General features: G+C 39.6%; 23 protein-coding genes, 1 pseudogene and 1 riboswitch. Of the genes and pseudogenes, 19 read left to right on the top strand and 5 right to left on the bottom strand.

Annotated elements, in window-relative coordinates:
- Positions 1 to 28 precede the first annotated feature (28 nt).
- From IGJ45_RS08795 to IGJ45_RS08775, 5 genes are all read left to right on the top strand, one after another.
- On the top strand, positions 29 to 1504 hold the full coding sequence (locus IGJ45_RS08795; protein WP_138371920.1) for a helix-turn-helix domain-containing protein: 1476 nt from the start codon (positions 29 to 31) through the stop codon (positions 1502 to 1504).
- A gap of 134 nt (positions 1505 to 1638) precedes the next feature.
- Positions 1639 to 2310, top strand: a complete 672-nt coding sequence (locus tag IGJ45_RS08790) for a WxL domain-containing protein (protein WP_138371919.1) — start codon at positions 1639 to 1641, stop codon at positions 2308 to 2310.
- Entirely contained in the window at positions 2297 to 3343 is a 1047-nt protein-coding gene (locus tag IGJ45_RS08785) for a DUF916 and DUF3324 domain-containing protein (RefSeq protein WP_409531754.1), read from the top strand. Before IGJ45_RS08790 ends, IGJ45_RS08785 begins: the two co-directional genes overlap by 14 nt.
- Positions 3344 to 3358: 15 nt before the next feature.
- Positions 3359 to 3667 (top strand): LPXTG cell wall anchor domain-containing protein, encoded by a 309-nt coding sequence (locus IGJ45_RS08780; protein ID WP_103300824.1) that lies wholly within the window; start codon positions 3359 to 3361, stop codon positions 3665 to 3667.
- A complete protein-coding gene (locus tag IGJ45_RS08775; protein ID WP_409535880.1) occupies positions 3664 to 5766 on the top strand; it encodes a hypothetical protein in 2103 nt (700 codons plus the stop codon). The genes IGJ45_RS08780 and IGJ45_RS08775 overlap by 4 nt, the downstream gene beginning before the upstream one ends.
- A 614-nt stretch (positions 5767 to 6380) precedes the next feature.
- Here the strand turns inward: IGJ45_RS08775 and IGJ45_RS08770 are convergent.
- The 3 genes from IGJ45_RS08770 to IGJ45_RS08760 form a co-directional block, all read right to left on the bottom strand.
- A complete protein-coding gene (locus tag IGJ45_RS08770; RefSeq protein ID WP_113850305.1) occupies positions 6381 to 6863 on the bottom strand; it encodes a tetratricopeptide repeat protein in 483 nt (160 codons plus the stop codon).
- 43 nt (positions 6864 to 6906) lie between these two features.
- The gene (locus IGJ45_RS08765; protein ID WP_138371916.1) at positions 6907 to 7311 is read right to left on the bottom strand and encodes a cytidine deaminase; all 405 of its coding nucleotides are present in this window, start codon (positions 7309 to 7311) and stop codon (positions 6907 to 6909) included.
- Between the two features lie 196 nt (positions 7312 to 7507).
- The gene (locus IGJ45_RS08760; protein WP_253937986.1) at positions 7508 to 8050 is read right to left on the bottom strand and encodes a hypothetical protein; all 543 of its coding nucleotides are present in this window, start codon (positions 8048 to 8050) and stop codon (positions 7508 to 7510) included.
- Between the two features lie 258 nt (positions 8051 to 8308).
- Here IGJ45_RS08760 and IGJ45_RS08755 point away from each other — a divergent pair, with 258 nt between their 5' ends.
- Positions 8309 to 8620, top strand: coding sequence for a hypothetical protein (locus tag IGJ45_RS08755; protein WP_195957223.1), 312 nt, complete (start codon positions 8309 to 8311; stop codon positions 8618 to 8620).
- Between the two features lie 125 nt (positions 8621 to 8745).
- Here IGJ45_RS08755 and IGJ45_RS08750 read toward each other — a convergent pair whose 3' ends face one another.
- Entirely contained in the window at positions 8746 to 9600 is an 855-nt protein-coding gene (locus tag IGJ45_RS08750; RefSeq protein WP_138371914.1) for a LysR family transcriptional regulator, read from the bottom strand.
- Between the two features lie 116 nt (positions 9601 to 9716).
- Here IGJ45_RS08750 and IGJ45_RS08745 point away from each other — a divergent pair, with 116 nt between their 5' ends.
- From IGJ45_RS08745 to IGJ45_RS08690, 12 genes are all read left to right on the top strand, one after another.
- Positions 9717 to 10628, top strand: a complete 912-nt coding sequence (locus tag IGJ45_RS08745; protein WP_438768668.1) for an ACP S-malonyltransferase — start codon at positions 9717 to 9719, stop codon at positions 10626 to 10628.
- 5 nt (positions 10629 to 10633) lie between these two features.
- Positions 10634 to 12280 carry a malonate decarboxylase subunit alpha gene (gene mdcA / locus IGJ45_RS08740; RefSeq protein ID WP_156247495.1) on the top strand — a complete coding sequence of 549 codons (1647 nt, stop codon included), beginning with the start codon at positions 10634 to 10636 and terminating at the stop codon, positions 12278 to 12280.
- 16 nt (positions 12281 to 12296) lie between these two features.
- Positions 12297 to 12596, top strand: a complete 300-nt coding sequence (locus IGJ45_RS08735; protein ID WP_060814921.1) for a malonate decarboxylase subunit delta — start codon at positions 12297 to 12299, stop codon at positions 12594 to 12596.
- On the top strand, positions 12586 to 14262 hold the full coding sequence (mdcD, locus tag IGJ45_RS08730) for a biotin-independent malonate decarboxylase subunit beta (protein ID WP_409531751.1): 1677 nt from the start codon (positions 12586 to 12588) through the stop codon (positions 14260 to 14262). Before IGJ45_RS08735 ends, mdcD begins: the two co-directional genes overlap by 11 nt.
- 3 nt (positions 14263 to 14265) lie before the next feature.
- The gene (locus tag IGJ45_RS08725; protein ID WP_113849673.1) at positions 14266 to 14859 is read left to right on the top strand and encodes a malonate decarboxylase holo-ACP synthase; all 594 of its coding nucleotides are present in this window, start codon (positions 14266 to 14268) and stop codon (positions 14857 to 14859) included.
- A gap of 24 nt (positions 14860 to 14883) precedes the next feature.
- On the top strand, positions 14884 to 15969 hold the full coding sequence (locus IGJ45_RS08720; protein WP_409531750.1) for an acyltransferase family protein: 1086 nt from the start codon (positions 14884 to 14886) through the stop codon (positions 15967 to 15969).
- 21 nt (positions 15970 to 15990) lie between these two features.
- Positions 15991 to 16851, top strand: coding sequence for a triphosphoribosyl-dephospho-CoA synthase MdcB (locus tag IGJ45_RS08715; protein WP_409531748.1), 861 nt, complete (start codon positions 15991 to 15993; stop codon positions 16849 to 16851).
- A gap of 309 nt (positions 16852 to 17160) precedes the next feature.
- A riboswitch (FMN riboswitch) is annotated at positions 17161 to 17295 on the top strand.
- Between the two features lie 120 nt (positions 17296 to 17415).
- Positions 17416 to 18495: a bifunctional diaminohydroxyphosphoribosylaminopyrimidine deaminase/5-amino-6-(5-phosphoribosylamino)uracil reductase RibD gene (ribD, locus tag IGJ45_RS08710; protein WP_349703706.1), complete on the top strand. Its 1080-nt coding sequence runs from the start codon at positions 17416 to 17418 to the stop codon at positions 18493 to 18495.
- Positions 18464 to 19084, top strand: coding sequence for a riboflavin synthase (locus IGJ45_RS08705; protein WP_021149731.1), 621 nt, complete (start codon positions 18464 to 18466; stop codon positions 19082 to 19084). Before ribD ends, IGJ45_RS08705 begins: the two co-directional genes overlap by 32 nt.
- Positions 19077 to 20255, top strand: coding sequence for a GTP cyclohydrolase II (ribA, locus tag IGJ45_RS08700; RefSeq protein WP_195957228.1), 1179 nt, complete (start codon positions 19077 to 19079; stop codon positions 20253 to 20255). The genes IGJ45_RS08705 and ribA overlap by 8 nt, the downstream gene beginning before the upstream one ends.
- A gap of 19 nt (positions 20256 to 20274) precedes the next feature.
- Positions 20275 to 20736, top strand: a complete 462-nt coding sequence (gene ribH, locus IGJ45_RS08695) for a 6,7-dimethyl-8-ribityllumazine synthase (protein ID WP_003126533.1) — start codon at positions 20275 to 20277, stop codon at positions 20734 to 20736.
- Between the two features lie 114 nt (positions 20737 to 20850).
- Positions 20851 to 21801, top strand: a complete 951-nt coding sequence (locus IGJ45_RS08690) for an FAD:protein FMN transferase (protein ID WP_409531746.1) — start codon at positions 20851 to 20853, stop codon at positions 21799 to 21801.
- A 242-nt stretch (positions 21802 to 22043) separates the two neighbouring features.
- Here IGJ45_RS08690 and IGJ45_RS08685 read toward each other — a convergent pair.
- Positions 22044 to 22959 (bottom strand): annotated as a pseudogene (locus tag IGJ45_RS08685) (LysR substrate-binding domain-containing protein).
- A gap of 299 nt (positions 22960 to 23258) precedes the next feature.
- On the opposite strand from IGJ45_RS08685, the gene IGJ45_RS08680 reads away from it, so the two are divergent.
- Positions 23259 to 23864 carry an NADPH-dependent FMN reductase gene (locus tag IGJ45_RS08680; protein ID WP_409531744.1) on the top strand — a complete coding sequence of 202 codons (606 nt, stop codon included), beginning with the start codon at positions 23259 to 23261 and terminating at the stop codon, positions 23862 to 23864.
- Positions 23865 to 23869: the final 5 nt, after the last annotated feature.

The following is a 23869-nucleotide window of genomic DNA, read 5'->3' as shown; positions in this document are numbered from 1 at the left end:
ATAATTCAAAAGATTTGAGGTGCGAACAATGCAAACTTTTTTAACAAAAACATCCTTGAAGAAAATCGTTCTACTAGATTATTTACTTGAACAGAACACTCCCTGTGAAATCGACGAATTAAAAAAGATCCTTCATGTAACAGATCGATCAATCTTAAATTATATAGACGAACTAACAGAATTATTCGAAAAATATGATAGCAAAATCTTGTTGCTGAATGATAATAATAAACGATTTCAAATCCAAAAAGAAGAAGATTTTCCGATATACACTATCTATCTTCATTTTTACAAAGCATCCTATAATTATCATTTGATTCAGTTCATGTACAATCACCCAGAAAAAACCTTGAAAGACTTTGCTGAAAAACAATTTACTAGTGTCTCGACTGTTCTTCGTTATGCGAAACTTCTTGAACAGTACTTTAATCGTTACCGAATACATTTCCATCCATATCGATTGCAATTAACTGCAGATGAGAGAAAAATCCGCAGCTTTTTCTATTACTTCTATTGGAACGCTACTAGAGAAAATGGTGACAAATGGCCTTTCCAAACAACTTTAAGCAAAATAGAGCATCTGATAAGTTCTTTTGAAAAAAACTATCAGATCACATTAGAACCTTTACAAAAAAGGGTCTTTTCTTATTGGCTGGCGATCAATTTAGAGCGAAGTCAAATCAAAAAGGTCGTTGTCACTGTTGATGATCAGTCAGTGATCCAAGCAGATCCTAATTTTGAGCGATTGCAAAAATGGAACAATCAGTCAGGTTTGTTTCTTGATGAAAATGAACTCTTTTTTCTTTATCAAGTAATTTATTCTTTTGGTATTATCGATGGAAATAGCCAATATGAAAATAGTTATGCTACTGTTCAAAAAAAACATCAAACCCGTTCTTATAAAATTGTTTTACATTTGGATAAAGTTTTAAGAGAGATGTTTAAGTTTAATCTAGCAGTTGATGATCAAGAATTAATTTTTAATTTTATTGCGTTTCATGAGCGTAGTTCCTTTTTCTTTGGAAATACGGATCTTTTTTTTAATCGTTCCTACATCGATGAAGTAAAAGAAGAAAGCCCAAAGAAATATCGCATTATTGAAGAATTCCATCAGCGATTGACTGACACAACAGATCAAGATTTAGCACTTCTTTTGCAGAACTGGGAACAATTATTCTTAAATTATTATTTTATTCTCGATTACTACGATCTTTTCTCATTTTATATTGATCCGATAAAAATTTTAGTTCATGATGATTTGCATCATACTCACCGGCTGTGGTTGATGAATAAAATCAATGCGCTTTTCGGACATTCTTATACCTTTGCATTTTATGATTACCAAACAAATATTAGGGAGGTTGATTTAGTGATTTCAAATTACTACTTCAACACTGGTGAAATTCCATTGATTTTAATGAAAAACATTCCTACAGAGCGCAACTGGCGCCAACTTGGAGAAGTGTTATTTCAGTTAACAAGTATCAAAGCAAGTTTGCGTTAAACGCAGATTTGCTTTTTTAAATCGTAATTTCTTCTCGAAACAAGAAAATTCTTGAACTAGAAAAAGCAATCCGGGCATGGCAAAATATTCTTAGATCTTAATTAGATCAATTATTATTTAGGAGGAATTACAAAATGAAAAAAACTTTGGTTGCTACAACCGCGCTAGGACTACTCGCACTTAGCGCAACAAGTATGACTGCTTTAGCAGACAGTCAAGAAAGTCCTTTGACAAGCATTACGAACAAAACTGACGTAACTTTTACGCCTGGATCAGGAGAAGATGTAGACCCAATCGTTCCTGATGATACCCATGATGACGATCCAAGTACAGGAGATACCGGTTCATTATCAATTCCTTTCGCTTCGAACATCACATTTGGTCAACATGAAGTCTCTCAAGGAGACGAAACGTACTTTGCATTGAACCAAAAACCACACGTACAAGTAAACGACACCCGGGGCGGAGCAAAAGGTTGGTCACTTGGTGTGACATTGAAACCATTTGTTGGTGAAAATGGGAACGAACTAACTGGAGCCAAAATGACATTGTCTAATGGTAAAGTTGTCACTAAAAACAACAAATCTCCTATGCCTAAGATGGCAGACACATCATTCGAATTGAATGAACAATACCAAGACTTAATGCTTGCTAAAGAGGGGCAAGGTGCTGGTGGCTTTGCTGCTGTTTTTGAAGGGGAAGACGGCAATAACCAAAACGTGAAGCTTTATGTTCCACGAGCAGGAGTTGAGGCACAAGCTTATACAGCAGATCTAACGTGGGTGTTAACTGATGCGCCAGCCTAAGAATCACGGAGGATGGGGAATAGCATTCTCCATCTTTTTTATTTTTTCTATTTTCTTCTTGTTAGGTACATCTCCCTTAAATGGCTTTGCTGAGGACGATTCGAAAACAGACAATAAAGTTTCTTTTGATGCACAAGCTGTTTTACCGGAAAATCAACAATCAGAAGCAAGTTATTACGATTTGAAAGTTGCTCCTGGAAGTTCACAAAAGTTAGTTCTTAAACTGCGAAATACCAGTACAAAGGACATCAAGGTCAATGTAGAAGCAAACAATGGAGTAACCAATCAGAATGGGGCAATTGACTATTCTAAACATGGGGAAAAACTTCTTGGAGGACCTTCTTTTGAAGAACTGATTTCAAAGTCACAAAAAATCTCCTTAAAACCGGAAGAAGAAAAAGATGTTACTTTTGAACTGAAAATTCCTAAAGCAGGGTTCGATGGAACTGTGCTAGGCGGATTTTATTGCTATGAAGACACGGAAGGAAAAGAAGAACAATCCAAAGGGTTTACTCTAAACAACAAATTTGCCTATACGATTGGAGCGAAATTGATTTGTTCTGGTAAAAAAGTGCAACCAGACTTTGCTTTGACAAAGGTTACGCCGGGTTTAGATAATGGCTATTTAACAGTTTTTGCTGACCTGGAGAATTCGCAACCTATACTCATGAGCAAATTGGATATGCATGCTACGGTCACTAAAAAAGGCCAAAAAGATGTGCTAAAAGAAATGAATAAAAAAGTCTCTTTTGCTCCTCGGACTAAATTCAGTCTGCCAATCAGCTGGAACAATGATCCGTTAAAAAAAGGAACCTATGAATTAGTCATTGATTTGAAAAATGACGAAGGAAAAGCATGGCAATTGAAGAAAGACTTTGAAATCAAGGGGAAAGATGAAGAACTTAACACGAAAGCAGTCGAAGTAAACAAAGAAAAAGACAACACCTTCATTTATGTGATTGCTGCACTGTTCTTAGTGATCATTCTGGTATTAGTCGGCTATATTTACAATATGAAACGTAAAAAGCAATAGAATGGGGGAAGAACAATGAAAAAAATCTTTAGTCTATTCTTATTGATGGTATTACTTGGGGGAGCAGTATCAGTATCAGCAAGTGAACAAGTCAAAAGCGAAGTAGGAATCTCTTTCTATCAGCCTACCAATAAAAATCAAGTAATCCCAATGGAAAAAGTAGCGGTTGGGGATAATGGTGTGGCTGTAGGACCTAAAACATTGCCAAAAACTGGAGAAGAAAGGCCGTTTTTCTTACAAGGATTCGGTGTACTATTACTAGGCACAGCTATTACGCTTTACTTATTGAAGAAGAATCAGAAGGATAAACGGGATGCCTTATGAGAAGATATAAGCATCTAATCTACTGGTTGATACTATTTTCCGGCATTTTTTTAGGTGCAGTTACAGCAGAAGCTGCACCAAGACCTTTAACTGATCTAGGCTACTTTCATTGGGCCAATCAATCAGTGACACCAGCTGAGAATACATTTGTCATGCACTACAATGATCGTTTGTCAGTTACACCTCTAGAAGGAAAAGCGAGTAAGAGTTTCATAGAAGTTAACCGAAATACGAATCGAAGTAAAGCATTAGTAAAAAATGTCGGCTTCTATAAAGGGCAAGAAGTTAATCTGATGATAACACTTGAAAGAAATAAAGGAAATCTAGATGGAGGATCGATTTATTTCACGAAAAAAGATTTTTTGCGAATCTATATTTATGGGGAAATGATCGTTAACTATGATTTTTTGGATAAAAACGGGAACCCACTATTTTTGGAAACAACTTTAAATTATTATGGCTTAAATCAAAATAAATATGTCGGCTTTTTGTCTCCAAGTTCTCTGATCAAAGGATTGTACGCCAACAATCCTACAAATGTCAGGTATGATGTTTGGGATGGAGGAGCAGATGATTATTGGGTATATTTCAAAAATCCAGCAGGCGGCGGGGAATGGGCAGTTGATCCAAGGCAAAGTTTTGAAATAACTACCAAGGCAATTTCTAGTATGAAATTTGTGATCCATAATAATGATGCCACTACTTCGTCGGTAAAGTATGATACCAAATTTTTAGCAAAACCAGAATTTCCTGTTGCATACGGCGTTCAATCATCTTTTGAAAAAGCAAATCAGGATGTCTACTTGAAAGCGCAGCAAACTATTCCAAATATAGAAAATTGGCAAAAAAATAATTCTATCCAAGTTTCTTTCAATTTAAAAGATATGTATAATACAAAACAATATTCCATCAAAAATGCCAAAGTCGTCAATTTTAGCGGGGAAGATGTGACAAAATATTTTACCATTGAAAATGTTTCAGATAGTGATGTTATCAGTTTTAAAATTAAAGATTTTAATTCCCCAGAGTTATATGATACTGTTTTGTCCTATTTTGTAGATCTAACATGGGAAGGTGCATCATACCCAGTAAATGTTGACCTCGTCAAAGAGGGGAAGCTATCACTGCCGTTTAGCACTCAAACATTCCGAAATGAGCAAAAAATAGGAGAGCATTCCGGAGAATCTTTGGTGAATTATCTAGGGAAAGTGACTGTCCCTTTCCTAGATGAGAATGATGATATTTTGCAGGCGCCATTTGTTAAGGAGGGGATCGTTACAACCTCCTTTGATTTTTCTGATGAATATCCGCAAATAGAAGGATACTATCCAATAAAAAGGACAGAAAAAGACAGAGGACTTTTTTTGCCAGATGAGCAAGTGATTGCTCATTATTACAAAAAAGGACAGCCTTTACACTTTGAACTCCTTAATAAAGAAAGTCCTTTACTGGTCTCAAGGTTTAACAACAAAAGAGAGTTAGCTATCCAATACTCTCAAGACCCTTCAAAAGAGGAAGCGACAACTCTCTCTTTCGTTGCCAAGTATCAGGATGAAGAAAAAGTTGTAAAAGAAATTCCGTCTGCTCCTCAAAAAGGGGATGCTAAAATTACCTTCGCATTTCCTGAAGAATGGATTGGTCATGAGGTTTCTTTTTACATGAAAGATACAGACGGTCAAGAATCGAATATGGAAACGCGGATCATTGAAAAGGAAAAAGGCCCTAGCTTGTCTCTTCCCGATGAAATCAGTTTCGGTGAAGTTGCTATTCCTACAGAGGACAAAGTCGTCTTTCCAATTACTAAAGATAAGGCTCAAATCGAAGATCATAGTAAGCTAGATCGAAGTCGCTGGAAAGTGAAAGTCAAAGAAGAACAGCCGCTTATGAATGATCAGAAAAACGTATTAGCTCATCGTTTAATCATAAAAGGCGATAAAACAGACTTTCAGATCAATAATTCCGACCAAGAAATCTGGTCAGGAAGTGGAAGTGCTTCTTTTGATTTATCGAAAGATCTAAAATTGGTTGTCCATCCTTCTGATAATATAGGAAGCTATCATGGTTCTTTACGATGGACTTTTGAAGACGCGCCAGACTAGGTAATTTGAGCAACAAAATCCATCGCTAAATATTAGAGGAACATTGGCTCCTTAATAATTAGTGATGGTAGAGAAAAAAACTTTAAAATTTTGGTAAGACAACATTATTGACCCAGAGTCAGATAATGTTGTCTTGTTAATTTGCCTCAAGAAAAGGAGAATCAACAATCTTCTTGTGTTGATATGTCAGAATATCTTAGCGCTACAACTAAACGATCATCATTTAAGATCAGAATAGGTAGGTGACATGAAAAATTATAAATTTTTTTTGGTTCTTTTTTTAGCCGGGTTGCTTTTGAATTTGGGACTATCTATTCTAATCGATAGACCTTTCAAATGGTGGATAACTGGGGGCTTATTTATAGGTTTTTCAGTTGCTTACCATGTTAGTTCAGAGAACAAAAAAACTACAGATAAAGGTACTCCTAGTAAGTAAGATTACTATCGCAAGACCAAATGACTTTTTGCTAAAAAACTTGGTATTTTCACTTAGATAGACTGGCACTTTACCAATAAGGAGTAATAGTTGTGTGAGATCATTTTTGATTCAACTAGTTCCATAAATTCTATAGAAAAAGGACTAGCGAAACAGCTAGTCCTTTTTCTACGGAATTCTATTCCCAAGTTTGATTCATTTTGTCAGCATAAAAAGCAATCGCTTTGTGATAATCTCTGATATTTTGATCCGATGAAGTTTGTGCCAGCAGTTCTAATAAAATTTGATTGGATTGGCTGTATTGCTGAAGGTTAAATAGAGCCATCGCATAAAACACCTTTAGCGCATTATTAGTCGGGAATTTATCTTGTGCTTCACTTAAAACTTGTTCCGCTTTTTGATAGTTCCCTAAAGCCCGGTAAGTACTGCCTAATCCCAGGTAGGCTTCTTCCAGATCTGGCTCAGTCAATCCTAATTGAATCGCTCGTTCATAATAAGGCACCGCTTGAGATTCTTTTCCTAAGACATCAAAGCTCCAAGCAATTTGATAATTTAGATAGGCATTCTCAGGATTAGTTGGATAGATTTTTAGCAATAAGTCATTTGAATCTTGAAATTTTCCAGCTTTTCTTAACTGGATGGCTGTTTCGATTATATTCATTTGGTTTTCCATCATCTGTTATAAACACCCTTCGATTATATCCTTATTTCTGATAAGCCTCAAGCCAATGATGAGGCTGTAAGCTTCTCAATTCTGCAAATTCAATCCTGTCAACATCTTTTGTGGTCAATGCACACAACACATCACCACCCCAAAGAGCCAGCCGTTCTTGACATATGCCGCAGGGAGAAAGAATTTTGAAGGGAGCATTTTCGTCCTCTCGAACCAAACAGAGGGTATGGGTGATTCGTGCATTCATTTTAGCCGCTTCCAACATACAACCTAGTTCCATACACACACTGGAACCGGCATTCGGAAAGTCTGGCGAGATGCCAATTACTATTTCATCAGTATCTAAATAGGCACCGGCAACACCACCCCAACCTGTCGGATACCGCTGAAGTAACTCCGATTTAACCGTTTCAAAAAGTCTTGTTTCAGCTTTCATAAAAATCTCCTTTTCTTAATCGTGTCCTAGAAAAGCTTCTTTAGCGCTAAAAAGTAGAAGGGGACAAGCTTATGAAAGGAGAAATGCTTAGTTCGCCTCTACTTTTATGTGGCACTCTCTTTAAATACTAAACCCATTTAAATAAGAAACTTCTAAAGAAAATCAAACAGGCAATGTTGCTGTTCGCCTTCTTTTATTAACTGGCTGTTCCGTATTCCCGATGCAGTTTACTGATTCTTTGTTTCTGCTTATCTGTCAGGTGCGGTAGGTTTTCTAACTTGGAGAACAGAGCAGGCAATGCCTCAAGAGGGGTAATTTGAGCAACACGAATCGCATTTTGAAGCATAATCAGCAAGTTGCTGATTTTTTCAGTTTCAATCATCCCCAGGTAATCGTCTTTGATATTTGAAAACTTATTCTCAATATCACAAGCAACTAAATGGCTGACCAGATCATGGGCGATTCGTCGATGATAGGAGTTTTTATGGGCATGCAGTTGCCAAAAATCCTCCCAGTATGGATAAAAAAGTGTTGGCTCCAACAGAGAAGCTCGTTCAATAATCAAGTAACTATTGAAATAATAATTAATGTGATTCTTGCCATCAATGACATTTTTAACTAATTTTTCTCTTAACGAGTGGTCCAGCAAAGTGCTTTTAATATACGGTGTTGGGTCAAAACTTGTCGTATCAAATTTTGATTCAATCATTTCATAGGTAAACCGTTCCGAGTAGGTCATAACAGCGCTCCTTTATAAGTAGTTGAGAGAAGTGAATCACTATTTTCCTTCGTCATTTTTCAAATCAATGTTGTGGATTACTATTATAGTATCAAAGAATGAAAAGAATTACTTAAAAAAATTGCTCTTCTTCAATTAGCCCTTTTTGTTCTCTTTACTATTGAAGGATTTGATTGGAGATGACAAAAATGATAGTTACTGACTGGCATTTTTCGTGCTATATTGTGTAAACCCTATTAGTGAAAGAAGGAATTCTCGATGCCAGTCATCGCTATTTTAATTGATTTGATTACTTGTGCTAGCTACTTTTTTCAATTGCATTCCATACCGTCACAATCCTTGTACTTGTTGGGAATGATCTTACAAGTATTCTTTGCCCTCATTTTATTGATTATCGCTTTCACCTATAGCGGTAAAAAATTTGCTCGTATCCAGCCCCATCTTTTTTACCGGGTCGTTTCTATTAGGTATGGGATTATTTTGATCTCTACATTCATCAACGGAGCAGTCCTGTTTTTGTATGTCCTGAATTACTTAGGTATCAATGATGTGGTCTTTTCCAACTTCTAATCAAGCAAAACAGTAAAAATCACAAAAAAAAATCCACTCGTATAAAGTGGATTTTTTTTGTGATTTTCATTTAAATTAGGTGGCAGACGAAAAGGCAATTAGCACTTCGTCTTTTTATTTCGATCTTAGGAGAGATAAAACTCTTTCAACGTTTTCGCGATCATTTTTGCGATGGGATGGCCCTCGGTAAAGCTGGAAGACAGATAAATCGTACGAGAGAGCGGGAAATCATCCAAGGTGCGCAATACGAATGGGGCACTTTCTTTGTAGCCCCAGGTCACTTTAGGAAAGAAGGTGATCCCTAATCCCTGATTGATTAATGAACGCAATGTTGCCGGATCATCTGTGGTGGCGCCAATACTCAAAGCAATTTTTCTTGATTCAAATGCTTCGTCAATAGTACGTCGTAATGGTGTATTCGATACCAGCATGATTAGTGGCAAATCAACGATATCAGCGGTCAATAGCGCTGCTTTTTTCGCTAATGGATGATTTTTAGGAATGGCCAACAAAATCGGTTCGGTAAAAATGGGTAAATTCGTCATTCCGGTTTTCGGTTCAGAAGTAATGTAAAAGACCCGACCTTTTTCCTTTTCAGCTTTTCCGTGTTGTTTGATTGAAAGTTGAATATCTGGGTGCTTCTCAACAAAAGTTTTGACCAAATTGGGAATTGATACCGAGGCAACTTCAGAATAGATCGTGATGGAAGGAATGATTTCTTCATTAAGAGATCGAATCGCTTCTAATCCCTGGTCATATTGTTCCAGTGTTTTAGTGACATAAGGGTAAAATTCTTCCGCATACATCGTCAGTTCAATGTGACGGCCAGTATGATAGAACAAAGGCACGCCTAAATCACTTTCTAAATGTTTCATGGCCCGGCTCAATGCCGGTTGCGAAATATACAGTTCTTGCGCAGATTGAGTAATATTTTTAGATTCCGCGACTTTTTGGAAATAACGTAAATGTTCGAGGTTCATAGGACACTCCTTATTCCATACCTTTTTGTTATGGATACTCATCAAATTGGTATTTTTTATTATAACAAACTTTGACTAGAATAACAGTGTAAGAGAAATTGTTAAGGAGGTTCTTCATGAGTACAGGTTTCTTATTCCCAGGTCAAGGCAGTCAAACAAGCGACATGTTGCATGATGTACCAGATGATTACTTCATTCGCTTGGAACAAGCTACTGGCTATCAATTGAAAAAGGCATCGAACATTGAAAATGACACTGTCTATATTCAATTAGCTATGCTTGTCAAAGCTGCTTATTATACCGACCAGATCAAGAAAGCAGGCATTTATCCTGATTTGGTCGCAGGTCATTCAATCGGCGCTTTTTGCGCAGCATTGGCTAGTGAATGTCTGAGCTTTGAAAATACTGCCAGTCTGGTCTATCATCGAGCGACACTGATGAAAGAAGCGTATCCTGCGGACTATGCGATGGGTGTAATCGTTGGGCTGACAAGATCAGAAGCGGAAAAGGTAGTTGCAGAAAGTTTTGACATCAATTTTCCCGTGTATCTATCTAATGAAAATTGCCCAATGCAACATACCTTATCTGGACATATCAAGGGTTTGCAGCAAGCATTAGACCATGCGAAAACGTATCATGCCCAGACCGCAAAGCTACTAGCAGTTCCTGTTCCATCTCATTGTGAATTGATGGACGAAACCGTCAAAAAGTTTGAGCCCTTCTTGCAGAACGTCACGATCAATTCGCCAGCTTGTCCTTATGTCAAAAATATAGACGGACGATTGACAACTGATCCAGCGGAGATCCGCAAAGATCTGTTAAAAAATATTGCTCATCCAGTGCAATGGAACAAAATGATGGATGTCATAAAAGAAATGGGAACCGATATCGCTCTTGAATTTCCTCCCGGCAATACCTTAACAAAGCTGATTCATGCGAAATTTGGTGAAAACAAGGTGATCCGAACCATCAACTTGGACCAACACGGTATTGATGATGCCATATTCCTATATCAAAAATGGAGATGAACACAATGGAAAAACCAGCAAGAAACTGGGCCAGCAAACGCGAGCAAAAAGCCCAAACAATGAAAAAAATCGAACATTTGCTTGATGGAAAATATGTACCAACTGAAACCATTATCGAAGTGTTAGAAACGGTTATTCAACCAGGTGACAAAGTCGTTCTAGAAGGAGATAACCAAAAACAAGCAAGCTTCCTTTCAAAAAGTTTGGAACAAGTCAATACAGATAAAGTCAATCAATTGCATATGATCATGTCGAGTATTTCTCGTCCAGAACATTTAACTATTTTTGAAAAAGGCATCGCAGCAAAAATCGATTTTTCATACGCTGGTGCCCAAAGCACACGTGTCGCTCAAATGATCGAAGACGGCACAATGAAATTAGGCGATATTCATACTTATTTAGAATTATACGGACGTTTGTTCGTTGATTTGATTCCTAATGTCGTTCTTGTCGCTGCAGACAAAGCCGATAAACAAGGAAATCTTTATACAGGCTACAATACAGAAGAAACACCAACTATCGTTGAAGCTGCTGCTTTTAAAGATGGCATCGTCATCGTGCAAGTCAATGAAGTGGTAGACGAATTGCCACGGGTCGATATTCCAAGTGATTGGATCGATATCGTTGTCCTGGCTGATCAACCTTATCAATTAGAAGCATTATTTACTCGGGACCCTCAAAACATCACCGAATTACAAATCTTGATGGCAATGATGGCATTAAAAGGAATTTATGCCGAACATGAAGTTCAATCATTGAATCATGGGATTGGGTTCAACACTGCCGCGATCGAGCTACTTTTACCTACCTATGGCGAAACGTTAGGAATCAAAGGGAAAGTTGCTAAAAACTGGGTCTTAAATCCACATCCAACAATGATTCCTGCTATTGAATCTGGTTGGGTCGAAAGCATTCACAGTTTTGGCGGCGAAGTAGGGATGGAAGAATATATTGCTGCTCGTCCAGATATTTTCTTTGTTGGGAAAGACGGTACGATGCGTAGTAACCGTGCTTTGTCGCAAACAGCTGGTCAATATGCGGTTGATATGTTCATCGGTTCCACTCTGCAATTGGATTATGAAGGAAATTCTTCAACCGTAACCAAAGGACGTTTATCTGGTTTTGGCGGTGCGCCAAACATGGGTCATAACCCTGGCGGTCGTCGTCACTCAACACCGGCATGGCAATCATTGCGTGACGAAAAGGATCCATTAGGCAAAGGTCAAAAATTAGTTGTTCAAATGGTCGAAACTTACAGCTCAAACAAAAAACCAGTCTTTGTTGAAACACTAGATGCATTGGACGTTCAAAAACAAGCGGGATTAGCCAACGCCCCTGTAATGATCTACAGTGATGACACAACTCATATTGTGACCGAAGAAGGAATTGCTTACCTTTATAAAGCCACTTCTAAAGAACAAAAACAAGCAGCAATCGCAGCAATCGGCGGTGTCACCCCATTAGGTATGACGAGTACCAAAGAATCATTGGATCAATTGCGTGCTGCTGGCATTGTAAAATTACCAGAAGATCTTGGTATCAAACGCAGCGATGCGAAACGTTCATTACTAGCTGCGCAAACCGTGGATGATTTGATTGAATGGTCTGATGGCTTGTATCAACCACCTATGAAATTTAGAACTTGGTCATAAAGGAGAGAAGAATAAAATGGAACAATTAGCATATACCTATAAAACAACCAAACCCATCAAAGAAAAAATCCATGTTGGTGTGGTGGGTTCAGGCGATTTAGAAATTTTACTTTTTCCAACAGATAAAGCGGAAACTTCAGTGAAGATTTGTACCGGAAGTGACGGCTTTGGCGATGTTTGGCAAAATGTTTTGACACGCTTCTTTGAACGTTACCCAATCACCGCAGACATGGTTATCAATGACTTTGGTGCTACTCCTGGAGTTGTCTATCTTCGATTAACACAAGCAATGGAGGAACTTTCAGATGAAAAATAGTTTTGTTGAATTAAATGCCCGCGAACGTGTCAATGCGTTAGTTGATAATGGCCGTGAATTGATTGATCCCTTTGATCAAATGATCGCGCCTAATTTGGTCGCACAAGATATTGTTCCCCAAAGTGATGACGGGATCGTGGTTAGCCGCGGTAAAATTGCTGACAAAGAAGTTGTCGTTATTGCTATGGAAGGTAAATTCCAAGGTGGCGGTATCGGTGAAGTTTCCGGTGCGAAAATCATTACCGCTTTGACCCATGTACTGGAAGAAAACCAAAACGGCCACGAAATCTATCCAATCATTGTATTGGATACTGGTGGTGTCCGTTTGCAAGAAGCCAATTACGGGTTGCTCTCGATTTCTGAAATTGGTAATTTGATCGTCGCTTTGAAAAAATATGTTCCAGTCATCGGCTTAGTTCCTGGTCGTGTTGGTTCATTTGGTGGGATGTCCATCACTTCAGCCTTAATGAGCTATTTGATTGCTACCAAAAAAGCCCGGATCGGTTTAAATGGACCAGAAGTGATTGAACAAGAAGCGGGTGTTCGCGAATTTGATTCCAGTGATAAAGACTTGATCTGGAACACGATCGGTGCCCGGCAACGGTTGAATGCGCAAATCGTTGATGAATTAGTAACAGATAGCGTTGAGGCAATCAAAGCAGCTGTGATTGCAGCAATCAACGAAAAGAAAGACAGCCATCGCAGCGAAAACGCCGACTTTTATCTTTCTTTGTTGGCAAAACTAGATTTATCCAAACCATTGGCGATTGACGCGTACAATCAAGCATTAGCCGCTCACAAATCAGCAGCTGTGAAGGAAATCAACGTAACAGAAGGGACAGAAGATGCTGCTACAAGTGTTGGTTACGACTGGTTTGCGGCATTGACAGGGTTGAAACACCCAACTTCTACAAGTGCCACGGTTTATGCTGCAGCTTCAAACTTATTCAACGAAGATGCGGTTGTCACAGCCATTGTCCCAAATGCACAAAACCCAATGTACCGTGTTCGTAATGGGGAAGTTGGCTTGATCGAAGGTTTTGAAATGGCTCATGTCTTAGAAACCGTTTATCAAGAAGACAAAGAGAAGGCCGTGAAACGTCCGGTTGTTGTCGTGATCGACGTACCAAGTCAAGCTTACGGTTATAACGAAGAATTGATTGGAATCCACGTAGCCTTAGCAAATAGTGCTGCAGCTTATGCAAAATTGCGTCAAGCAGGTCATCCAGTGATTGGCTTTATCGCTGGGAATGCGATCTCTGGTGCATTCTTAGCCCATGGCTTACAATCTAGTCGCTTGATCGCTTTGAATAGTACCAATATCACTGTTCAAGCAATGTCTAAAGAAAGCGCCAGCCGTGTAACAAAACGTTCAATCGCAGCGATCGAAGCAGCAGCAGAAAAAGTGCCAAGTATTGCCTACGACATCAAAAATTATACGAAGCTTGGTGCGATTTTCACTTTCTTAGAATCAATTACGGATCAAGAAACCAGCGCTGACCATGTCAATGCGGTGATCGACGCCATCAATGCAGCGATTCTTGATGTTCGTCAAACAAACGACACTATGTTGACCAACCGATACACCAACGAGATTGCTGTTAAAGGCGGTCGTTTAGAAACAAATAAAGTTTTTGCCCGTATGAATGAAGAATGGACTGATTAAACAATGAACTTTGCCCACGATATTGTATTGATCGATAACCAAGCGCTTGCTGATCTCGTTTTACCAGATTGGCTGCAACAAAGGGAAAAAATGTATGCGACTGTCCGTAGAGGCATTCCTCAAAGCCCACAACATATCCTTGTCGGCTTTCGAGGAACAAAACGGGTACAGCGCTTCGGCACCGAGATACTTTCCAAGTATGTGATGGCGACCATTCATCCATGGCAGCTGATTGCCAAAGAAAGTTTTCGCCAAAAAGACATTGCAGATTATCCTGTTTATCGCCAATATCGTGAGGCACAACGATTGTTGTGTGATTGTCAGTGGGGTGTGGGTGGCAGTTTGGGGTTTGAATTGGCTTCAGACCAAACCGCGATCAAAGTAACCAGTGACTTGGATCTCTTGCTTTATGCTGATTCTGCCACTCAACTTCCTTTACAACTCATTCAGGACAATAAAGATTTTTTCAATGATTTAGATATTCAAGTAATAACTAAAAAAGGCGGTTTTTCCTTAAAAGAATATTTGAGGAACCCCCAAAAGAAACTATTACTTAAGACAGACGAGGGTCCAAAACTCACCAACGAGATTTGGTAAATATAAGAAAAGTGAGCGAAAAAAATGTTCGAGAATAAAGAAATCAAAATCAATATCAGCGACTTCCTAAAAGTCTTTGCTGTGACCGCCGTTATGATGCAGACTGTTTTGAGTTTTGCTTTAGCAAATGTCCAAAACGAAAAAACCGCCGCCTTTATTGGTATATTTTATGTCATCGTGAAATACACCGCACCAATGTTTATTTTTGCAATTGTTTATAATATGGTAAAAACAAGCCAACATCTTTCTTATTGGGAATTTCTGAAAGAAAAATTCTTTGAATTAGTGGTTCCTTATCTGTTGTGGACGACTGCATACTTATGGCTCTTTCCAGCCGTTCAACAAGGTCAACCCTACACAGATACTGCTTCATTCTTATTGAAATATATTACCGGTGACGGCGCACCCCATCTATGGTATACCGTGATGATGCTTCAAATTCAATTATTGATGCCGTTTTTCGTATGGTTAGGCTACAAAGTCTTTTCAAACAAGAAAAATGTTTGGCCTGTCCTAATCGTTGCGACAGTTTTATATGTAGCTTGGTATTTATTCTATGATGCGCAAGTTTTTGCCGGACCTCATCATGACAACTGGTACTTATTGGATCGTTTCGTTGCTAGCTTTGTGATTTATGGTATTTATGGCGAAGCGGCATTGATGTATCATGAAGCCATTTACCGCTTTTTATATAAAATGCGCTATGCACTATTGCCAGTTGGCTTAGTATTAGCTTTATTTTCAGCTGATCATTTATTACACTTTAGCGGAGATCTTTCTTTCGCTCATGCACCTTATTTGAATACATTACAAAGTCTTTATAGCTTAGTGGTGATCTTCGGCGTCTTTATGTTAGGCTCAACTATGATCAAGAACAATGCACCACAGCTTCGTGCATTCAAATGGTTATCTGTATATGCGTACCGTACCTATTTAGCCAATGTATTTGTATTTCAAGTTATTCTAGTTTGTTTCAAAGATACACTATTACAATTGCCAACGGGAATCATGATTCTTGTTGCCTACTTAGCTACTGCCAGCTGCAGCTTTTTATTAAGCTATCTTCTGCATGTGATTTGGTTAGGGATCAAAGGACCATTTAGTAATTAATTCATAAAAAGAGGGGATCTTATGGAAGAACAATCTGCCTTCGCTACCTGTCATCAACTGGCAAAACTAGTTGAAAAAGCGCTGATCGATGAAGTGGAACTCTCACCCAAGCCAGGCTTAGTCGATCGTTTTACAAATGGTTCACATAGCGATATGAATCACGAACTATTTGTCTTATCTGCACAAACGCTGACACCATTTTTTGAAGAAATGGCGCTGGCTTCTTGGCAAAAAAGACCGAGCCAAGCCGTCAGAGAAGCGATCGCTGAGATTGGTCGCCGTGCTGAAACAGCCATGTTTGCAGCTACTGGTGGAGTCAATACCCATAAAGGGGCCATTTGGGCAATGGGATTGTTTATCAGTGTGATAAGTAGCCAATACAGCTGTGATCGTCAGTTGTTTTTACCAAAGATTTTTACAGAGATTCAACAACTGGTCGCTTATCCAGATCGTCGGATACAAGTTGCGGCTACTGGAAGTCACGGAAACAAAGTCAAACAAAAATATGGTTATACGGGTGCTTTTGGGGAAGCAGCAGCAGGTTTTCCTCATGTTCAAGTGGCATTATCTGATTTTTTGTCACGACAAATAAAAGATTCACCAGAAAAAAGACTCCATATGCTCCTAGCGATCATGGCCACTCTTGATGATACTTGTATTTTGTATCGCAGCGATAAACAAGTGCTGAACCATGTTCAACAGTTGGCAAAGCAAGCCAATAAACAGCCCATTCCTAGCGCCGCTTTTGAAGCATTGAACAACTATTGTCAACAGCAAAATGTTTCACCCGGCGGAAGTGCCGATTTATTAGCTGCCAGTTTCTTTCTGCTTTCTTTGAAAAACTTAACGAGTCAGAAACTTTATTTCACTACAGCAAAATAACATATTTATTCCATTCACAAGACTTTTAAAGAGATTGTTTCTTAAACTCTTTAAAAGTCTTTTTTTATCTGTTCAAAAAACGTGTTATTCAATCGAAATAAATAAAATATAAAAAGAGAAATAATTTATCCAGGAAACCTCTTTTAATTGTTTGCTTGGAGGTCGCTAAATTCTAAAAAACTTTTTAAAGTCTTCTCAGATAACGGCGAATGTTGGACTTAAACATTTGTTTTAATTGTTATTTAAAAAGGATAGAAGAGGGGTTTGACACCTGAATTAAAAAATAGTAGTATCTAACGTGAATTGAATATGTTTCTTCGGGGCAGGGTGTGATTCCCGACCGACGGTGACAAGCAATGCTTGAAGTCCGTGACCCGCATTCGTGCGGTTGATCCAGTGAAACTCTGGAACCGACAGTTAAAGTCTGGATGGGAGAAGAAAAACTTACAAGAATATTGACGGGAGGAGTCTATCCTTTTGGTCATCGTTTCTTTGAGTTTGTCTAATCATGACCTCGTGTACTTATGCACGAGGTCTTTTTATTTAAAGAAAGGAGGAATGTTTATGCATGAAACGTATATGAAGCGCGCTATATCCGAAGCACTAAAAGGCAAAGGACAAACCTTCACGAACCCTTTAGTCGGTGCTGTCATTGTGAAAGATGAGGAAATAGTTGCTGTAGGCAGCCACATGGCTTATGGCCAGCCACATGCGGAAAAGAACGCCATCGATTCATGTAGTTCCCCCGAAAAACTAATTGATTCAACCATTTATGTGACCCTTGAGCCTTGCCACCATTACGGAAAACAGCCACCTTGTACAACTGCTATTCTACAAAGCGGCATCAAAAAAGTGGTAATTGGTCAATTGGATCCCAATCCGTTGGTATCTGGCAAGGGCAAAGCGTTTTTAGAATCACAAGGAGTAGCAGTGATCACCGGTGTTTTAGAAAAGGAGGTACGTGAAATCAATCGCCACTATAATACGTATCACGAAGAGCAACGTCCTTTTGTGGCTTTAAAGCAAGCAACCACACTTGATGGAAAAATCGCTTTAGCTGGTCAGCGAACAAGGATAACCGGTGAAGCTGCATTGCGCCGGGTTCGTCAGGAACGTTCAGACTATCAGGCTATTTTGATAGGGAGCCGCACTGCCTTAATCGATAATCCTACTTTGCGGACAGAGGCTGCCTTTCCGACTTATCGAGTGGTCCTAGATCGTAAAGGAGAAACCTTGAAACAGCAACTAACTCTTTTTGAGGATACCAGTAGTCCTGTACTGGTCTTTACTACGAAAAAAGTCCAAACTGTTTTCTCAAATCACGTGAAAATCATTACCACGCCTTCACTGACTCTCTCGTTTGTCATGAAAGAATTGTATCGACGCAAGATTCAATCGGTTTATGTTGAAGGCGGAAGCAGCATTCATGATGCCTTTCTGGCGGATGGTTATTGGGATCAAGTTATCACCTATCTTTCGCCAAAACTTATCGGCGGCAATGGAACAGCGAGTTTTGCTAGTTCTCGAGAAGTGAATCAGATGTTTGCGCTAACGGAAGTCACTGTTGAACCGGTCGGAGAAGAGTTAAGGATCGTTGGAAGGAGGCAGGAAAATGTTTACCGGACTCATTCAAGAAAAGGGTAAGATCACACGGATCGTGCCTAGTGGTCGCACCATTGCATTGACTTGTCATGCTTCTGAAGCATTGTTAACGGATTATCGGGTTGGCGATAGTATGGCGATCAATGGCGTATGTTTGACAGCGATCAAGACTGGCAAACAAGAATTCACTGTCGAGATCATGCCGGAAACTTATCAACGAACCACCTTTTCGACCGCAAAAATCAATGACGAAGTCAATTTGGAACGAGCGTTAGCTTTCAACGGCCGCTTGGAAGGACACTTGGTGGCAGGTCATGTAGATACTACGACAACGCTGCTAGAAAAGCGTGTGTTGGAGAATGCGCTGATTCTGACATTTGCTTATCCCGACGAACTGAGAAATGAGATCATTCCACAGGGCTCTATCGCATTGAATGGGGTTAGTTTGACGATTATCGAGACCACACTGCGCTATTTCTCCGTTGGACTGATTCCTCATTCCAAAAATCAAACCAATCTGGGGCGACTTAACCGCGGTGAAGCAGTGAATGTTGAAACAGATCTATTAGGAAAATATGTCAAAGCCAATCAACTGATCCGTGGCGGAAGAAAGGAAATGTCCTATGAGTAAAAATAAAATCGAAACAGCATTAGACTATTTAAGAAATGGGCAATTAATTATTGTTGCTGATGATGACGACCGGGAAGCGGAAGGAGACCTTGTTGGGATCGCTAATCTAGCTACGATGGAAAGCGTGAATTTTATGACGAAATTTGCTCGAGGGTTGATTTGCGCACCTATCTCAGCTCAACTAGCTGACCGCTTGCAGCTAACTGAAATGGTCGCGCAAAATACGGATACTTTCAAAACAGCCTTCACTATAAGTGTCGATCACCGTTCAACGACAACAGGAATTTCTGCTGAAGAACGCGCGCGAACGATCCGAGCATTGGCTAATCCTCAAACTAAGGAAGAGGACTTTCAAAAACCAGGTCATATTTTCCCGTTGATCGGAAGAATAGGCGGGGTGCTGGAAAGAAGGGGCCATACCGAGGCTGCATTGGATTTAGCAAAATTGACCAATCAAAGTGAAGCGGCCTATATTTGTGAGATTCTAAATGAGGATGGCACGATGGCTCGCCGCCCACAATTGGCTCAACTCGCGGAAAAATGGCAGCTGCCGATGATCACTATCGAAGAGTTAGCGACTTATATGGCAACAAGTCAGTTAACCGTTCAATTGCCAACCGCATTTGGATCCTTCGATTTAACCTTATTTGAAGATCAGCATCATCTTGAGCACTTAGTATTAGCAAAAGGGGATTTGACTAATCCCGCAAAACCATTATTGGTTCGTCTTCACTCAGAATGCTTGACCGGAGATGTTTTTGGATCCCAGCGGTGCGATTGCGGGGAACAACTACATGAAGCCATGCGTCAAATCGAAAAAGAAGGTACCGGAGCCATCTTGTATTTGCGTCAGGAAGGCCGAGGTATCGGCTTGAAACAGAAACTGCAGGCGTATCAATTACAGGAAAAAGGCTTGGATACGTATGAAGCCAATGTTGAATTAGGTTTTCGTCCAGATGAACGGGATTATGGTTTTGCGGCCATTATTCTGAAGTCTCTTGGCATCGATACGATTCGCTTGCTGACAAATAATCCAGAAAAAATCACCGAGTTAGAAGCTCATGGCATTCATGTTGCTGAAAGAATTCCGCTGGAAATAACTCCAGTTGCAGAAAATAATCGTTATCTTCAAACAAAAAAAGAAAAATTCCATCATTTATTATCACTTTGAGAAAGAAGGAGAGCACAACATGACACAATTTGAAGGAACATTTGACGGACAAGGAATGAAAGTAGGGATCGTGGTTGCGCGTTTTAACGAGTTTATTACGGCGAAACTTTTGAGTGGCGCCCAAGATAATTTGATACGGCATGGAGTAAAAGAAGAAGACATTGATGTTTACTGGGTACCCGGTGCCTTTGAAATTCCCTATATAACAAAAAAATTAGTCAACGTGAAGCAATACGATGGCTTGATCACACTGGGTGCAGTTATCCGCGGTGCGACTACCCATTATGAGCTTGTTAGCAATGAAGTCGCGAAAGGCGTGGCCCAAGTTGGATTAGCGGCAGACATTCCAGTCATGTTTGGCGTTCTAACTACAGAAACTATCGAACAAGCCATCGAGCGGGCCGGAACCAAAGCGGGCAATAAAGGTTCAGAAGCGGCGCAAGGATTGATCGAAATGATTTCATTGAACCGGGTGATTTAATGTTTTAAAGCCTGTCCGCGACTTTCTTATAGTTGCATTTATTTGCTAAAGGCATTCAATTTTTTCTGAAAAACTGCTATGATGAACAAAAAAAACTAGGGGCGAAACGAACGGATGCAAGAAGGAAAAAGACAAGTCAAAGCGATGGGAACGATCATTCAGCTTTGGATCCAACATGAAGATCCCACACCAATTTTAAAAGCAGCAGTCCAACAAATCAGAACGTTTGAAAAACGGTTTAGTGCCAATGATCCTGCTTCAGATCTGATGAAAGTCAATCAAAACGCCGGAATTCAGCCGACCAAAGTAGCCAAAGACTTGTTTGCTTTGATCGCCTTAGCAAAAGAGCACAGCTTGCCAGAGGATAGTTTCTTGAACATCGCGATGGGACCCCTGATTCAGGAGTGGCGTATTGGTTTCTCAGATGCCAAAGTGCCGACTGCCGAAAAAGTGACGGAATTACTACAGGTGACCGATCCTCAACGAATCGAATTGGATAACAAACAGCAGAGCGTTGCCTTAGCTGCCGGTATGTCAATAGACCTAGGTGCTGTGGCCAAAGGCTATTTCGCAGATCAGCTGGCAGATTTTTTTAAGCAATCTGGTGTCAGTGCCGCTTTGATTGATCTGGGCGGGAATGTTGTTACCTTTGGTGAAACACCAAATCATGCGGATCACTTATGGCGTATCGGAATTCAGAATCCTTTTTTGCCAAGAGGAAATTTCGTGGCAGCCTTAAAAATCCGCGATCGTTCTATCGTAACCTCAGGGATCTATGAACGTTCCCACACCGTCGACGGTAAGACCTATCATCATATTTTCAATCGTAAAACCGGTTATCCGATAGAATCAGCGTTAGCAAGTATCACGATTATTTCCGATCGTTCAGTGGATGGCGAAATTTGGACCACACGTCTCTTTGGTAAAAAACCTGAAGAAATCATGAAACAACTCAGCCAACTCGATGGCATTACTGGATTAATCGTAACCCGACAAGGCCAATTGCTTTATCCCTCTACGCTACAACCACTGATTGAGTTACCTGAAACGAATCAAAAAGCCTAATTGAAACATACTCAAAGATAGAGACGAAACTGCCTTGACAAAGCAGCTTTCAGAGTCTGGTAAATGAAGTAAAATGAAGTATTTAAACTGGTGAAACAAGATAGCAGAACGACTGCGCCCCCTGGCAATTGCACGATCTTAAAGTGCCTGCTTAATCTGTTTAGCTCGTTTGACATACCATTACTTCTGACTCTTTCTTCTTTGAGTATGTTTTTTTTTACTTTTGATGGCGGTTTTAGCGATCATACTTTTTCTAGAAAATAGCGAATCAAGTTTTGATCAGCTATCGATAACGGACGCTCTGCTTGATGAGCGATAAAATAATTTAACGTTAGCATTTCTTCAGGTATCGGATAAAGGTTGAAAGGCGTCATTGTCGCTGCTTGCAAGACACTTTCAGGAACGATGGCCAACCCGAGATTGTTTTCAGCAAGTGCTGCTGCAGTATAAATATTGCTGCTTTCTACGAGAATGGTTGGTTCAACTTTGTACTTTTTCAATAATTGATCAATTTGCCGACGAATCGCGGAGCCGCTTGTCGTCAATATCAACGGACTTTGTAACAGTTCTTTCATTGAAACACTGTCTTGAGAGAGAAATTTTTTGTTTGCTTGATACAAAGGCGAAATAGGGGGGATGATCGCAAAATAATTTTCACTCTTTGTGGCGTAAGTCGTCAAATTAGGTGAAATAGTCTCCGGGTTCTGGCCAACAAAAAAATCCAATTGATTACTTAATAAACGTTTCTCATTGTGCTTTGGCAAATCTTCACGCAAAAAAAACGGTCACATCCTGGTGTTCTGCCAAATAGTCAGGTAAAAAAAGTGGGAGCAAGAATGAGCCCAGACTGGGCAAGATACCCAATCGCAATGTTTTGGTTTCTGGTGATGTATAGCGCAGTAACCGATGACGAAATTTCGCGGAAGCGGTTTCCAATGATTCAAGGTATTGATAATAGATTTTACCCGCTTCAGTCAAATGCAAAACACCTGACTGACGAATAATGATGGCCGTTCCCAACTCTTGTTCGACTTTTTTGATGGCTTGCGTAAGATAAGGCTGAGAAATAAATAGGTCTTTCGCTGCTTTGGTATAGTTATTGTACTTTAGTAATGTGTCGATGTACTGCAGCATCAAATGGGAATCTTTAAGAGACATAGAAGTTGCTCCTTCCGTAGAAATATGTCTATTATAACAAAAAAGTTATCATAATATAATTAAATAAATATTTCACAAATGTGAATGGTCAGACTAAACTGTAGAAGTACTTAATTGGAACAAATAAATTGTCCTTCAGATCCTTCTATCGGAATGAAATCAGAGAGATTTAAGCTGAGTTTGACCATTTTTATCTTTCTAAGACGACTATTTGTACGATTAACTTTTGAAACAATTGATCTAAAAGCGAGTTATAATCGAATCAATTGTTAAATTTATCACATTTAGGAGAGATGAGTATGAAACTGATCGGAATCGTTGGCACTAACTCTGCACGTTCGACCAATCGCCAGTTATTGAAATTTATCCAAACCCATTTCAAAGATCAGGCAGAAATCGAGCTTTGCGAAATCAAAGATCTGCCAGCATTCAATGAACCAGAAGACAGAACAGCACCTGAAGCAGTTCGAGAATTAGCAGAAAAAATCGAGGCTGCTGATGGCGTGATTATCAGTACACCTGAATACGATCATTCCATTCCAGCAGTACTAAAAAGCATGATTGAATGGCTTTCTTATACGACCCGTCCCTTGATCGACAAACCAGTGATGATCACTGGTGCCTCACTTGGTGCTTTAGGTTCTTCCCGAGCGCAAGCACATCTTCGCCAAATTCTTGATGCACCGGAAGTCAAAGCACGAATCATGCCTAGTGCCGAATTTTTACTCGGTCATTCGATGCAAGCCTTTGATGAAGAAGGATGCTTAAAAGATGAGGAAAAAGTCGCTGAATTAGAAGACTGCTTCAATGAATTCAAATTATTCGTGGAAATCACGAATCGTCTCGTCAGTGAATATTCGACTGCCAAAGAGCGCTCAAAGAAATTTTCTTGGGAACAGGTATAAGAAAG

The organism is Enterococcus sp. DIV0574 (assembly GCF_051711125.1).
In the GTDB taxonomy this organism is placed as follows: domain Bacteria; phylum Bacillota; class Bacilli; order Lactobacillales; family Enterococcaceae; genus Enterococcus_D; species Enterococcus_D gallinarum.
This window is presented reverse-complemented; position numbering and strand designations above follow the sequence as displayed.

Coding starts and splice junctions, on each gene's coding strand:
- IGJ45_RS08715 (WP_409531748.1), top strand. CDS start 15,991: ATGGAAGAACAATCTGCCTTCGCTACCTGTCATCAACTGGCAAAACTA.
- IGJ45_RS08735 (WP_060814921.1), top strand. CDS start 12,297: ATGGAACAATTAGCATATACCTATAAAACAACCAAACCCATCAAAGAA.
- IGJ45_RS08760 (WP_253937986.1), bottom strand. CDS start 8,050: ATGACCTACTCGGAACGGTTTACCTATGAAATGATTGAATCAAAATTT.
- IGJ45_RS08725 (WP_113849673.1), top strand. CDS start 14,266: ATGAACTTTGCCCACGATATTGTATTGATCGATAACCAAGCGCTTGCT.
- IGJ45_RS08790 (WP_138371919.1), top strand. CDS start 1,639: ATGAAAAAAACTTTGGTTGCTACAACCGCGCTAGGACTACTCGCACTT.
- IGJ45_RS08770 (WP_113850305.1), bottom strand. CDS start 6,863: ATGAATATAATCGAAACAGCCATCCAGTTAAGAAAAGCTGGAAAATTT.
- IGJ45_RS08765 (WP_138371916.1), bottom strand. CDS start 7,311: ATGAAAGCTGAAACAAGACTTTTTGAAACGGTTAAATCGGAGTTACTT.
- IGJ45_RS08705 (WP_021149731.1), top strand. CDS start 18,464: ATGTTTACCGGACTCATTCAAGAAAAGGGTAAGATCACACGGATCGTG.
- IGJ45_RS08785 (WP_409531754.1), top strand. CDS start 2,297: ATGCGCCAGCCTAAGAATCACGGAGGATGGGGAATAGCATTCTCCATC.
- IGJ45_RS08780 (WP_103300824.1), top strand. CDS start 3,359: ATGAAAAAAATCTTTAGTCTATTCTTATTGATGGTATTACTTGGGGGA.
- ribH (WP_003126533.1), top strand. CDS start 20,275: ATGACACAATTTGAAGGAACATTTGACGGACAAGGAATGAAAGTAGGG.
- IGJ45_RS08750 (WP_138371914.1), bottom strand. CDS start 9,600: ATGAACCTCGAACATTTACGTTATTTCCAAAAAGTCGCGGAATCTAAA.
- mdcA (WP_156247495.1), top strand. CDS start 10,634: ATGGAAAAACCAGCAAGAAACTGGGCCAGCAAACGCGAGCAAAAAGCC.
- IGJ45_RS08775 (WP_409535880.1), top strand. CDS start 3,664: ATGAGAAGATATAAGCATCTAATCTACTGGTTGATACTATTTTCCGGC.
- mdcD (WP_409531751.1), top strand. CDS start 12,586: ATGAAAAATAGTTTTGTTGAATTAAATGCCCGCGAACGTGTCAATGCG.
- ribA (WP_195957228.1), top strand. CDS start 19,077: ATGAGTAAAAATAAAATCGAAACAGCATTAGACTATTTAAGAAATGGG.
- IGJ45_RS08755 (WP_195957223.1), top strand. CDS start 8,309: ATGCCAGTCATCGCTATTTTAATTGATTTGATTACTTGTGCTAGCTAC.
- IGJ45_RS08745 (WP_438768668.1), top strand. CDS start 9,717: ATGAGTACAGGTTTCTTATTCCCAGGTCAAGGCAGTCAAACAAGCGAC.
- IGJ45_RS08795 (WP_138371920.1), top strand. CDS start 29: ATGCAAACTTTTTTAACAAAAACATCCTTGAAGAAAATCGTTCTACTA.
- IGJ45_RS08720 (WP_409531750.1), top strand. CDS start 14,884: ATGTTCGAGAATAAAGAAATCAAAATCAATATCAGCGACTTCCTAAAA.
- IGJ45_RS08680 (WP_409531744.1), top strand. CDS start 23,259: ATGAAACTGATCGGAATCGTTGGCACTAACTCTGCACGTTCGACCAAT.
- IGJ45_RS08690 (WP_409531746.1), top strand. CDS start 20,851: ATGCAAGAAGGAAAAAGACAAGTCAAAGCGATGGGAACGATCATTCAG.
- ribD (WP_349703706.1), top strand. CDS start 17,416: ATGCATGAAACGTATATGAAGCGCGCTATATCCGAAGCACTAAAAGGC.